11 protein-coding genes and 1 pseudogene are annotated in these 13,364 nt (G+C 34.0%); 5 read left to right on the forward strand and 7 right to left on the reverse strand.

Translation table 11 applies throughout. The annotated features are described in order from the left end of the window. Nucleotides 1-137 precede the first annotated feature (137 nt). A complete protein-coding gene (locus tag CD041_RS07665) occupies nt 138-845 on the forward strand; it encodes a hypothetical protein (RefSeq protein WP_002460164.1) in 708 nt (235 codons plus the stop codon). A 279-nt stretch (nt 846-1,124) separates the two neighbouring features. Here CD041_RS07665 and CD041_RS07670 read toward each other — a convergent pair whose 3' ends face one another. Both CD041_RS07670 and CD041_RS07675 read right to left on the reverse strand, forming a co-directional pair. After that, on the reverse strand, nt 1,125-3,089 hold the full coding sequence (locus CD041_RS07670; protein ID WP_002478773.1) for a DHA2 family efflux MFS transporter permease subunit: 1,965 nt from the start codon (nt 3,087-3,089) through the stop codon (nt 1,125-1,127). Between the two features lie 12 nt (nt 3,090-3,101). After that, nucleotides 3,102-3,749: an HlyD family secretion protein gene (locus CD041_RS07675; RefSeq protein WP_002460169.1), complete on the reverse strand. Its 648-nt coding sequence runs from the start codon at nt 3,747-3,749 to the stop codon at nt 3,102-3,104. A 132-nt stretch (nt 3,750-3,881) separates the two neighbouring features. Between CD041_RS07675 and CD041_RS07680 the strand changes: the two genes are divergently transcribed. Further along, entirely contained in the window at nt 3,882-4,433 is a 552-nt protein-coding gene (locus CD041_RS07680; RefSeq protein ID WP_002478772.1) for a TetR/AcrR family transcriptional regulator, read from the forward strand. A 441-nt stretch (nt 4,434-4,874) separates the two neighbouring features. Here CD041_RS07680 and tcaB read toward each other — a convergent pair whose 3' ends face one another. The 3 genes and pseudogenes from tcaB to tcaR form a co-directional block, all read right to left on the reverse strand. Next, nucleotides 4,875-6,080, reverse strand: a complete 1,206-nt coding sequence (gene tcaB / locus CD041_RS07685) for a putative multidrug effflux MFS transporter TcaB (protein ID WP_037545156.1) — start codon at nt 6,078-6,080, stop codon at nt 4,875-4,877. A gap of 101 nt (nt 6,081-6,181) precedes the next feature. Beyond that, nucleotides 6,182-7,555: a membrane-associated protein TcaA gene (gene tcaA / locus CD041_RS07690; protein ID WP_012990757.1), complete on the reverse strand. Its 1,374-nt coding sequence runs from the start codon at nt 7,553-7,555 to the stop codon at nt 6,182-6,184. A gap of 97 nt (nt 7,556-7,652) precedes the next feature. Next, nucleotides 7,653-8,113, reverse strand: a pseudogene (gene tcaR / locus CD041_RS07695) (MarR family transcriptional regulator TcaR). 175 nt (nt 8,114-8,288) lie between these two features. On the opposite strand from tcaR, the gene CD041_RS07700 reads away from it, so the two are divergent. Continuing rightward, the gene (locus CD041_RS07700) at nt 8,289-9,242 is read left to right on the forward strand and encodes a YdcF family protein (protein WP_002460176.1); all 954 of its coding nucleotides are present in this window, start codon (nt 8,289-8,291) and stop codon (nt 9,240-9,242) included. A gap of 90 nt (nt 9,243-9,332) precedes the next feature. Here the strand turns inward: CD041_RS07700 and CD041_RS07705 are convergent, their stop codons facing one another. Together CD041_RS07705 and CD041_RS07710 are read right to left on the reverse strand one after the other, a co-directional pair. After that, complete coding sequence (locus CD041_RS07705) at nt 9,333-10,001, reverse strand: ABC transporter ATP-binding protein (protein WP_037545159.1); 669 nt, start codon at nt 9,999-10,001, stop codon at nt 9,333-9,335. Continuing rightward, nucleotides 9,998-11,056, reverse strand: a complete 1,059-nt coding sequence (locus tag CD041_RS07710; protein WP_070648163.1) for an ABC transporter permease — start codon at nt 11,054-11,056, stop codon at nt 9,998-10,000. The genes CD041_RS07705 and CD041_RS07710 overlap by 4 nt, the downstream gene beginning before the upstream one ends. Nucleotides 11,057-11,186: 130 nt before the next feature. On the opposite strand from CD041_RS07710, the gene CD041_RS07715 reads away from it, so the two are divergent. After that, nucleotides 11,187-11,861, forward strand: a complete 675-nt coding sequence (locus CD041_RS07715; protein ID WP_002460180.1) for a response regulator transcription factor — start codon at nt 11,187-11,189, stop codon at nt 11,859-11,861. After that, entirely contained in the window at nt 11,854-13,224 is a 1,371-nt protein-coding gene (locus CD041_RS07720) for a sensor histidine kinase (protein WP_002492213.1), read from the forward strand. Before CD041_RS07715 ends, CD041_RS07720 begins: the two co-directional genes overlap by 8 nt. The last annotated feature ends 140 nt before the right edge of the window (nt 13,225-13,364 follow it).

The raw sequence follows: 13,364 nt of genomic DNA on the forward strand, positions 1-13,364 counted from the left end.
TCAGCGATATAATGTATGATATATATTTGAAATAAGTATTTAAAAAGACCAACTTAGTTATATTTTATTATTATATCAAAGCTAGTATAAAATAATACAACATAGAAAACAATCAAATACTAAAAAGGAGTATCATAATGGAACAATCCCGTTCACAACACCCAACGTATCAACGTACACAATATCAACCAGATTATCAGTTACAAACGACTAAGAAACGTTCTTGGGTTAGTATCATTATTCATTTTATCGTCTTAGTGCTTACCGCCATAAGTGGCTATAGTATGTATAAACAACCTCTTTTTATTTTTGGCTTAAAAGATACAGAAGTAGGTTATACACAGCTCAAAAACTTTAAGCAATCATTATCAAATTTAACTGAATTGAGCATTAACTCGGATCAAGTTACCAAGTTAAATGGACTCGGTTTAAGTGATATAGCCAAACAATTAGAAGCCTTATCCATTAAACCTGAACATATAGAGCAATTAAAGTCAGTGATTGAACAAATAAACATGTTATTCAATATTTTCTTTGGCTTATGCATTTTAAGTTTAATATTAACAATATTAACTTTACTATTTAATCGTACATTGCTTAAATTACTTAACTTTTTGTCTATTGCAAGCATGTTGGCAATAGTCGTATATTTTATGATTGCTATTGATTATTTGGCACAACGTATAGCAAAGTTGTTAAATAATGCTTACGTACAAATCACACCGGATCAAGTTATCATAGAAGCAGATGCTACACATAATGCCATTATTTTACTTATCTGTTGTTTAGCATTGATATTCTTAAGTTTATTCTTTAGAAGTAAACGTCAAATTAAGCGATTATAAACCTATGATATAGCTACTAAATATGAAAATGAGTGGGTCTGGGACATAAATCTAAGAAAAACAGCAGTAAGATTATTTTCAATTAGAAAATATCTTGCTGCTGTTCTCTATTTTCACAATACTTCGTATTGCATGGCTTCGCTTTCCTAGGGTGCCGTCTCAGCCACCCCAACTTGCGTTGTTCGTGGAAATGCTTGTTGCATTTCTTTGTGTTGGGGGCCCCACCCCAACTTGCGTTGTTCGTGGAATTTCTGATCGAAATTCTCTCTGTTGGGGCCCTTATATATGTTCTTTGGACATCATTTTGTCGTGTTCTGCGTCTGCTTTTTTCTTGCTTTTTAGGAATAGGCTTAGGATGAATGCGAGTATGCTAAGTGCTGTTGCAATCCAGAATGCGTCGTTGATTCCATCTACGGATGATATTTTTTGGACGAACATAGATAGTACTTTCATTGCGCCTTGTTCTCCTCCGTATTGTGTTGCAAGTTCACGCATATGGTCTTGAACAACAGGATTTGTTTTGTCTAATTCTGTAGAAAATGCATTAAAATGTTGCGTTGTTTGGGTAGTCATAACAGTGACTAATATCGCTGTTCCGATTGATCCAGCCAATTGACGCATCGTATTTAAAAATGCATTCCCATGTGAAATGAGACGTGGTGGTAACGCATTAATTGCCGCAGTCATCAATGGCATCATTACAAATGCCATACCAAATGAGCGGATAATGTAAATGCTCATAATATGCATATAAGGTGTATCTAAATTAAGTTTTGTTAATTCATACGTACCATAAGTCATCACTGCAATACCAAATAAAGCTAACGGTTTAAGACCTACTGTATCAAGCAATTTACCAGCTACTGGACCTAAAGCACCCATCACAAGCGCACCAGGTAACATAAGTAATCCTGAATCTAAAGCTGAGAAACCACGTAAGTTTTGTAAATAAATCGGTAATAAAATCATACCACCAAATAAACTCATCATGACTACCATATTGATAATTGTAGTCAATGTATACGTTGATGATTTCAAAACTTCAAGATTTAACATCGGTGCTTTCATTGTTAATTCACGAATAACAAATAACGTAATAAATACTGCACCAAGAATAAACATCACGATGATTTCTGTTGAGCCCCAGCCTTTGTTACCAGCTTCACTGAAGCCGTATAATAAGGCACCGAAACCAATTGTACTGTATACAACACCTTGATAATCGGCTTTAGGATTTGTTGTGCGTTGATATAATCTAAACCAAATAAACCCTATGATAATAGCAATTAATCCTAGAATGAACATACCGTAAAACATCACATTCCAGTGATAGTTTTGAACGATATAACCAGAAAGTGTTGGACCGATTGCAGGAGCTAAAATCATGGCAATCCCCATTGTACCCATGGCTACACCACGGCGTTCAGGTGGGAAAATTGTCACAATAACGTTAGATCCAAGTGGCATTAATATACCAGCACCAATGGCTTGCAATACACGTCCTGTCATCATAATTGGGAAGTTTGTAGAAATCGCACAAACTAATGAACCCAGTGTAAATAATGTAAGCGCGATAATAAACAATTTACGATAAGAATATTTATTGAATAAAAACGCACTGATAGGTATCAAGATACCATTTACTAACATAAATCCTGTCATCAACCATTGACCAGTTGATGCTGAAATGTTGAATTCAGTATTAATACGCGGTAATGCCACGTTTAATAATGTTTGGTTTAAGATAGCAATAAACATACCAAATAACATCGCTGCTATAATTTGAGCACGTGTAACATTTTTGCCAAAGACAAAATCTTCATTTTGATTCTTGATTTGTTCATTGACACGTCCTTCTACAGAGTTCGGATTAATAGCATCATGTGCATCATCTCCTTGATTGACACCATGTGATGTTTCATCAGCGTGTTGTAGCTTATCAGACGTATCTCCTGTTTCTGTCGTTGCAATGTGTTCTGTTGTATCATTGAATTGATGTTTACGTTTATCATCTTCAATGTCATTTGACTTACTTTGATTAAACCCATTTTTAGACATTTCTTCTTTGTCTAAATCACTTATTTTAAATTTAGATTGTTGACTCTTAGAATCTTGTAGATTGCGTTGTTCCTTGAATTGCCCTTTATTTTTATTCTTTTTGCGTGATTTAACCACGAAAAAGTTAATAAGGCCAATAAATATGAGCGCTACAACAATATAACCAATAATGAAGGTCGTAGTCATATTTTGACCCCCTTAGTTTTTATGAATTTTAACTTCAGCGTTCATACCAGGAACAACATCTTTTGATGGTGTAGAATCAAGAGAAATTTTTACAGGAACGACTTGAGATACTTTCGTGTAGTTACCGTCACTATTAGAAGATGGCATTAATGAGAAGCTATTTGCTGTTGCTTGACCAACATGTTCAACTTTACCACTCACTGTTGTACCTTGCGCATCAATTGTAACATCTACGTCGTTACCTTTCTCAATACTGCTGACGTCTTTTTCATCAACATTCGCAGTAATATATAATTCATCTAAATTGTATGCATAAGCGATTGGATTTCCAGCTTGTGCCATAGAACCTTCAGCACCATCTGTTTTTACGATTGTACCGTTTTGTGGCATTTTGATATCCATTGATTGTGTATCGCCACTTTCGCTTTTTCCAACGACTGTAGCTACTTTGTCACCTTTACTTAGCTTGTCCCCTTCTTTAGCATCAAATGATTTAATTTGACCTGATGTTGGACTTGCAATTTTAATTTGTTTACCGTCAACTTTAGCATTATCAGTCGTTACATAGCTTGTCGCATTGTTATAAAAATGGAAGCCAATGATACCAATAACCGCTAAAACAACGATTGTAATCACATTGATTAAAATCAATTTTTTCATCTAAACATTTCCTCCTATTTGCTTTTAAAATTCACTTTATCTATTATAGAGACATCAGCAGTAAAAAAACACCAACACATCTAACAAAATTGTTGGTTTTTCGTAACAAAACAAATACAGGTGACTTTACAAATGAAAAATCGTGCGAAATATAGAATTATTTTTAATTTTGTCCATCTACTTGAACAATATCCTTTTGAAGCCATTACTACAAAATTAATTTGTGCACATAGCAATGTAAACCGTTCAACATTTTACGCTAACTTTAAAGATAAATATGATTTATATGATATTATTCAAAATTACCATAAAAAGAAATACATCAATTTGTTAGACACATTGTACAATGACTTTGAAGATGTTAAATCAAACAATATGAAGATTCATAAATTCTTTGTGATTGTCTTAAAGTACATACAACGTAAAAAAGCTTTCTTTCATGCCGTATTCATTACCCATCCCAATCGTGAAATTGCCATCGAATACTTCCAGCTCACAAAAGTGAAGTATGAAAAGATTTTAACAGACTATAATACAACGATTGAGAATAAAAGTGCATTTGTTACTTATACGTTAGGTGGACAAACTGCTATTTTGTTAAGTTGGCTGAAAGACGGTTGTCAAGAAAGTCCACATAAAATTGCTGATATTCTACTTGCTAATACGATTAAATTACAACGCTAGTATACACAAATATGGGTCAGAATCGTAATTATAGGAATACAGTCTGAGTTATAAGTTCTAAAATAAAAACCATCCGTATTTTGGATGGCTAAACAGTATTGGGACGCTGACTCGCAATGAAACAGTGCTCATAGAAGACGATAGGTGTAGGCGACATTTTGAAAAACATACGCATAAAAAATTCGTCCAAAAAGTCATAAATTTTGTTATATTTAACATTCGTCAGAGTCTGGGACATAATTATATTTTAGGCTCTGAGTTCTATATTGGCAGTAGTTGACTGGATTGAACATACGCTAATACCACGCTTTTTTCAATCCTAGTCAACCTTGTCGGGGCGGGACTACGAATTCATTATGAATTCTGGCCCGCTCCCTTTTTATTTCAATTATTTTCTTTGTCAGCAACTATTTATATAAAAACGCTACGAAGTATCTACTATTATTCTGTGCTTTTTTTAAAAACAAAGTAGTTAACTATTTGTAACATCATCAAAGCAAGTGCAGCAATAGAAATAATAATAAGATATGGTGTGCTGTTATATTCACCTTTTAAATTAACTAGAGGTGTCACAAGTCCCCCTAGCAATGACTGTAGTAACCCTAGCAAACTTGATGCACTACCCGATCCTGTCGTACGCTCATCCATCGCAATCGCGAAACCTAGTGTTGCAACACCTGTAACTGGTGCAACAAGTACAATCAAACCTATGATTAAAATCCAAAATGACCAATGATTAGTTAATACGAAACCTACAATAATCACGCCTACAATTTGGATTACTGTCAGTATTCTTAATAATTGCTGTCTATCAACATAATCTACTAATTTTCCTGTTAATTGACTTGAGATAATTAGCGTAACACCAATCGATGCAAAGATAAGACTAAAAGCAAATGGTGACTGACCATATATTTTTTGAATAAGAAACGGTGATGCTGAAATATAGCTAAATAGCATGATGAAGGTTACGCCTTGTATCAGCATTGGCAATACATATTTTGGTGTAGCTAATAGCTTTCCAAAATTTTTAAAAATAACTTTAATGCCACTTGTCTCACGTTGCTCAATATGCAGTGATTCTGTAACTTTTAGGGCTGAACCTAACAGCATCAGTATGCCAAAAACAGTAAGTACAATAAAGACCGTTCGCCAAATAGACACACTTAAAATAATGCCACCAAGTGTTGGTGCGATAATCGGCGCGATGCCATTGACTAACATTAATAATGCTAGGAATTTGGTAAGTGCTTTACCACTATATAAATCACTCGCTATTGCTCGGGAAATGACAGCACTCGCACCCCCTGTTAGCCCTTGAACAAAGCGTAGTACTATCATCACCCATATATTACTGACAAAAATAATACTAAAGCTGGCTAGTGTAAAGATAAACATCGATACTACTAGTGGCATCTTTCTACCTATTGCGTCCGAAATAGGACCTACAAATAAATTGCCGAGCGCTAAACCAATCATAAATAAGGATAAGGTTAATTGTGAAATTGCTGTCGATGTATTAAAATCATGCTTAATTTCTGGTAACCCAGGCAAGAACATATCAATCGATAACGGCCCAATTGCCGTAAGTGCACCTAAAATAATAATAAATATTAATGATTGCTTATCACGTTGTTGTGATGACACCTAATCACACCTTTCTATAGTTAAGTTTCTCAATATAATTAAGATAAAACTAGGACAGAAACCTTTAATATTTAAAAGATTTCTGTCCTTTCACCGCGCTGTTAATCTACTTTAACTAATTTATAACCTAAGTCATCTTTGCTTTCTTCTAAAACATAATTTTTCACAACAGGTAATCCATTGAGTCCAAAACCTTGCACTTTAGCTTTAATCGTGTCGCCTGTTTGATCTACGCTTAAGATAATCGGTGACACGAGTCGTGCACTTGTGTTAGATGCAATATTTTTGCGTACTTTATCATAACTGCTAGACCCTTTTTTCAAAAATGAATGAACAAGTGAAAAATCACTTTGAGCTATGGCTTGATTTAATGATAATGAATAACTGCTGAAAAAGCTACCTAGTTTATTTTTCAACGAGTTATCTTCTTTTTCCTTTTTCTCTATATAATCTGAAATATCATCATCATCAAATGACACTGTCACATCGGTATTATCCGTTAATTTATCTGCTTTGATTGACTTTGTTTCTGTTTCAAATGTCTTACCTTTAACTTTACCAGTTGCTGACACTGTAATATCTTTATTCTTCGGATAAGGACCATATACTTTGGCGTTGCCATAATCCCAAGTTCTATCATTAATTTTTACTTTTAATGAACTGCGGCTTAATTGTTCTCCATTTTTAATCTTAACGTGAACTTTGGCTTCATTAAAATCTTCATTCACATCTACCGTATTGCTATTTGCATATTTAAAATCAAACTTCAAGTAGCCAGTAAACACACCGTTGTCGGTAATTTTTTTAGCGTCAATTGCATAATTTCCTGGTATAAATTTACCGATAGTGGTTTCTTTATCCGCTTCTGCAACGACTTTCTTATTGCGACCATCATCTTTAAATTCATACTTCGTATCTTCTTTAGGTTTAACCGTAACTTCTTTTGTTGGCGGCGTAAAACTCATATTATTGAAAATCAAATAACGTCGACCATTTTTGCTGACACGTAACACATTTTCCCCAGCACGTGTTTGTAAATAAGCAGCTACACGTGTCTCGCTTTTATTTAACTTTTCAACTGTTTCTCTTATATCAAAGATAAATTTTGTCATACCGACTTCCTTTTTAATGTATTTGATATAAGTTTGTGCTTCTGTTTCATCGACTTTATTATCTCGTGTAGTTAACATCGTAGCGACCTTTTGCGAATCATCATTATCAATCGCATTTATTAATATTTTCGCTTGTGCATCTGGAGAGTTAAAATTTTTTAACAATACAAAGACGATAATTAACAATATGATAATAAACCCACCGATTGCCCACGGTACAATTTTCTTAAGCCGAATTGTTGCCTCGTTTGAAGCTTGATTTGAGCTATTTTCGCCATTGTCGTTAATAGTTGCACCACAGTTTGGGCAATGATTGGTTTGTTCATTCTTTATTTCTTCACCACATTTAGGACACGTAGTCATATTGTCACCTCGTTTCTCTTTTCAGCATCATTTCACATACATGTTTTATTATGTAGTCATTCCATAGTATTGCACGTTTATAATCATAATCTTATATTTAATCAAATTGCTTGTTGAATTGTTTTATTCTTGAGTCAATGATGCACAACACGTTGAGTGCTTGTTCAATCTCGTTACTTGAAAAATCTTTGACCATGTCATTGGCAATTCGACTAAGTATATTTTTACTCTCATCAATATATTGCTGTCCTTTTGTTGATAATTTGATATATTTTAAGCGTTGATCAATATGACTATTGGGCTTTTCAAGACAAACCAGCTTAGCATCGATTAATTTTTTTATGCGTCGACTAACAGCAGCTTTATTAACGCCTTGTTTTCTGTGATTTCAGTAATGGTCAATGCCTGATGATTGCTTAATAGTCTTAAAACATTAGACTGCTCCACTGAAATACCGTATTCATTTTGAATGTCTTTGAACAATTTAGCTGTAAGTGTGTTCACATCATCGATAAACTGTTTCATAAAATCAATATGACTTTTTGATATTGTACTCATGATACGCTCCTTGAATGTTCTATCTTTTGTCCGAATTAATAATGTATTCAAATAATTTTATCAATAATAGGGCTATAAAGAAACTTATTTATTTACAAAATTTCAACTTTATATTTGCGCAGTTATTTGAATTCCATTACATTAAATACATAATCTATATAATGAGGTTTACTTTATGTTAAGTATTAGTATAGCTTTTTTAACCTTTATATGTATCGTACCTACGCTCTTTAATAGTCAAACCTTTGTATCATTACGTCTCTATTTTATTTCTGTTATCTTAGCTTTTTCATTTGTACTAATAAATTTATGGCAACAAAGTTTTGTTTTATGTTATTTTTCTTTATTTATTGTACTGGTTACTGTGTTATTTGTTAAACATTTTTATCTTATAAAGCAGCAACAAGGTCGACAATTATTGCAAGAATTAATGAAATATATTTATCGCCTCTTATTATTTAGTTGCGCTTGTGCTTATATTAGCCTAATTCATGTACCCGTGTTCAACGGTTTATTTATATGGTTTAGTCTTATTGCTATCAGTACGCTAACAACATTTGCATTATATTTATGTTTCTCATCAGCTTTTGGCAGAATGACAAACCATTGTACTTTTGATGGCATTATTGTGTTAGGTGCAGGTATTTTTACTGAAGCTGTCACACCTTTGTTAGCTAGTCGTTTAAACCGAGCACTATCAATATACAATCAACAATCACACTGTACAATCATTGTCAGTGGCGGTCAAGGTAAAGATGAACCAATTTCTGAAGCATTAGCAATGAAACGCTATCTTCTTTCACACGGTGTACCGGAACAATCTATTATCATGGAAGCACATTCTACAAACACTGCTGAAAATTTTCTTTATAGTAAATCAATTATCGATGCAATGACACCTAAACCAAATAAGCTCCTTGTAGTAACAAGTCAATTTCATATACTTAGAGCTTTACGCTTTGCCCAGAAGTTTGGGCTACCGGTTCAAGGTATTGGAAGTTCAACACCCTGTCATTTATTAGCACGTTCGCTCATTCGAGATTTCCTTGGTTTGATGCATCAATATAAATTGTTGCTTACATTATACTTTGCATTATTGTTTATTAGCGCCATACTTTTGAACTTATAAAAATACAGAAGCAGATCATTTCTATTAAAATTTACATAGAAATGATCTGCTTCAACATGTCAGAAACATTTATGCCCCAGCCTATTCAGACTAACCTGGTACAATTTGACCGTCATATAATTGAATTACTCTATCAGCATATGCAAATAAGCGTTCATCATGGGTTATCATTATTCCCATCATATGGTTACTTTTAATTTGTGTTTTAATCATATCAACAACTTGTACTGCACGCTTAGCATCTAAACTTGCTGTGGGTTCATCTGCTAAAATAATTTTCGGTTGATTCATAAAAGCACGCATAATGGCCACACGCTGCTTTTCTCCACCAGATAGCATATGAGGATAAGCATCCAGCCGATGCGCTAAGCCTATATCACTTAATAACGTACGTGCATGTTGTTGGGCATCATTATGAGATTGTCCTGCCTCCTTACCTACTAATGTCAATTGCTCTATGACACTTAAGTATGGTATTAAATAAGCTGCTTGAAAAATAAAGCCTATATCAGTTAACCTTAATGCACTATTATGACTTTGTGTCGAAAATAATGGTTTATCATTCACTTCAATTGTACCCTCGGTTGGTGTTAACAAACCACCCAGCATTGTTAGCAATGTAGTTTTACCTGAACCAGAGGCGCCGTTCAAAATAACGAACTCACCGTCAGCAATTTCAAAATCTATCCCTTTTAATACTTGTGTTTTTGCCTCACCTTGTCCAAATGTTTTACGAAGATTAGCTACCTTTAAAGTCATGATGCATTTCCTCCAATCGCTTCTATAGGATCCACTTTTAATACTTTTATCATTGATAATAACGCACCGATTAAAGCGACAAAGACAAAACCACCCAAAATCACTAAAATGTTAGTCAAATGAATATAAAACGGCATTGTTACTGGCATAACAAATGTTAAACTCCATATCAGACCAACCGCAATACTCACTCCAAATAAAGTAATCAACATAATTTGTCCTATGAGTGCTATAAGTAAATGACGTGTCTTAATACCAATGGCTTTTAATATACCAATTTGGGAAATCTTTTGAATCGTCATAACGTAAAAGAACGCACTTAGCACAATGGCAGTAATGACAAATAAACTCATGACCATTAAATTTAACGGTGCTTGTTCTGCCTGATAACTGGCTATATTTGCTTGCAATGTATCTGGTTTAACAAGCTCTAACTTAGAATCATCTGCAAGTTGTGAACGTTGTTTCTCATTTAAATCTTTCACTGGGAACACAATCGCAGCTTGTTTATTCAGTTGTTCGAAACCTTCTTGAGTCATCCATAACATTGAGCTATGCGCATACATCGTATTCTCTAAAATACCTGTAACATGATAGTGGGTTGAATGACCTTTAAAATGGACCTTATCACCAATCTGTATGCCTTTAGCAGTCAATTTATTATTGATTGCTATATCGTGTGCTTTTTTAGGATAGGTCCCAGCTTGCAATTGTGGTTTAAATGTCTTATCAGTAGTAACCGTCATTACATCAAGTGAATCTTGATTAACAGTTAATACTTGTGGCTTTAAACGTGTCGGTTGTTGCTGTAATATTGTTCTTACTTTTGATGTGTCTTGAGCAGAAATATTAGATTTCTCCAACTGAGGCTGTGACATCTTTTGCATCACATAATGTTGTGCATGTTGTTGTTCAAAGAATGAAATATTTTCGCGTGCCAATCCTTGTGCCAGCCCTGTAATAAATAACACCATACTGGCCAACAAAATAATGATAAGCGTAATTAATATATAGCGAAATTTGTAAAATGTAATTTCTCGCCAAGCAAGTTTCATCATCTGTCACTTCCATTTCAAATTGATGGTTTGAGTATAGTTATGGAATGTGAACTGAATATGAACTAGATGACATTTGTTCAAAATAACTTAACACCGTATAATAAAGAATAAAAAAGGAGCGTGTAGCGTGGTTAATTGTCTTATTGTGGATGACGATCAAACGATTTTAGATTATGTAGCTTCCCATTTAAACAATGAGGGCTATCATACTTATACTAAACCGAGTGGTACAGCGGCCTTACAATTTTTAGAACAGCAAACTGTCGATATCGCGATTGTTGATATTATGATGGCTGGTATGGACGGGTTTGAATTATGCCAGCAAATAAAACTTGATTTTGATCTACCAGTCATTATGTTAACGGCACGTGATGCACTTACAGATAAAGAGCGCGCTTTTTTAAGTGGTACAGATGACTATGTCACAAAGCCATTTGAAATTAAGGAACTTATTTTTCGAATTAAAGCTGTACTTCGCCGCTATCAAATCAATGCTGAACACATTATACAACTAGGCAACCTGACATTAAATGATAATTACATGGAAGTACAAGTAGATCATAAGACGATGACTTTACCCAAAAAGGAATTCCAATTATTATATATGCTCACGAGTCATCCTAAACAAGTGTTTTTACGAGATACGCTTATTGAAAAGGTGTGGGGATTTGATTATGAGGGAGATGAGCGAACTTTAGACGTCCATATCAAACGCTTGAGACAACGCTTATCAAAATTAGCAGCCAATGTGACAATCACAACCGTCCGTGGCCAAGGATACAAGGTGGAAGCCCATGTTTAAATCTTTATATTCAAGAATCGCCATCTATACCATTACCGTTATTTTACTAAGTGCCATCCTTAGCTTTTTCATATCAAATGTCTACTATCATTTCAATTTAAAGCCTAAAAATGACCAAAAAATTATGACAACGTTAAAGGATGCAAGACAATTTGATGCTGCACAACAACATCAAGTTTCAACATCATTTTTCAAGCATCTCGCTGATATGAATTATCAAATTATGACGGTGGACAATTACGGTCATAAACATTTTTATGGTGCCGATTTTCGCAAAGATACCCTCTCAGCAACCAATATTCAACGTGTACTACAAGGTCATGATTATCATGGTATTGCGAAACAGCCTTTTCAATTGTTAGTCACAGGCTTTTTTGACAATGAAACAGATAATACAGTCGGTGTAAGATTTAAAAGTTCAGAGGGATATGTTGCAGTATTTATGCGTCCTGACATTGGACAAACATTTAGTGAATTTAGAATCTTTTTAGCACTTCTGATCATTTTGTTGCTCATCATTTCAATTTCACTCATTATCGCTTCAACATACGCCATTATTAAACCTATACAGTCATTAAAATATGCCACAGAGCGACTGATGCATGGTGATTTTGATACACCTATTAAACAAACGCGAACAGATGAAATTGGCATTTTGCAATATCGTTTTGATACGATGCGACAATCACTAAAGCAAGTTGATGCGATGCGTCAACACTTCGTGCAAAATGTCTCTCATGAGATGAAGACACCTTTAACTCACATTCATCACGCATTAACACAACTACAAGCAAGCGACGATAAAGCGACACAACAAACAATTATCAATGATTTATTCACCATAACTTCACGCTTAAGTGACTTAACTAGAGAGTTGTTAATACTTTCAGAACTTGACAATGCAAGTCATATTCAATTGAATTCAACGATACAGTTAGATCTATTACTCCAAGACTTGATTCGCCATGAACAATATTTAATTGAACGTAAAAATATTATCGTATACGCTGAATTACTACCTTCAAGCCTGTTAGGTAATGAGCGATTAATGCATCAAGCCTTTGAAAATTTACTGCGCAATGCGATCAAATATACTAATAATGAAGGTGCAATTAATATCAAACTTCAACATCGAAACAATCACGTTCATTTTACGATACAAAATGATGGTCAGCCGATGACTAAAGAAGCACAGTTGCACATCTTCGACCGCTTCTATAAAGTAAATTCAAATGACACAAGTAATGGACTGGGATTATCAATTACTCAAGCAATTGTTCAGCTTCACCATGGTCACATTGAAGTAGAGAGTAACAATCTTATTGGAACACAATTTACAGTCATACTCCCTTTCAAACCGTAAGCAATGTTCTATGATCAATTGTTATATTTTAAAAATAAAATTGCTGCTAGCAACATATATTAGTTAAACAATAAAAATGGTACTTTCTAGTTTTATTTCCATAGAAAGTATCATTTTTATTTTTAAAGCATGATGTAATA

This window comes from Staphylococcus lugdunensis, from assembly GCF_002901705.1.
Lineage (GTDB): Bacteria > Bacillota > Bacilli > Staphylococcales > Staphylococcaceae > Staphylococcus > Staphylococcus lugdunensis.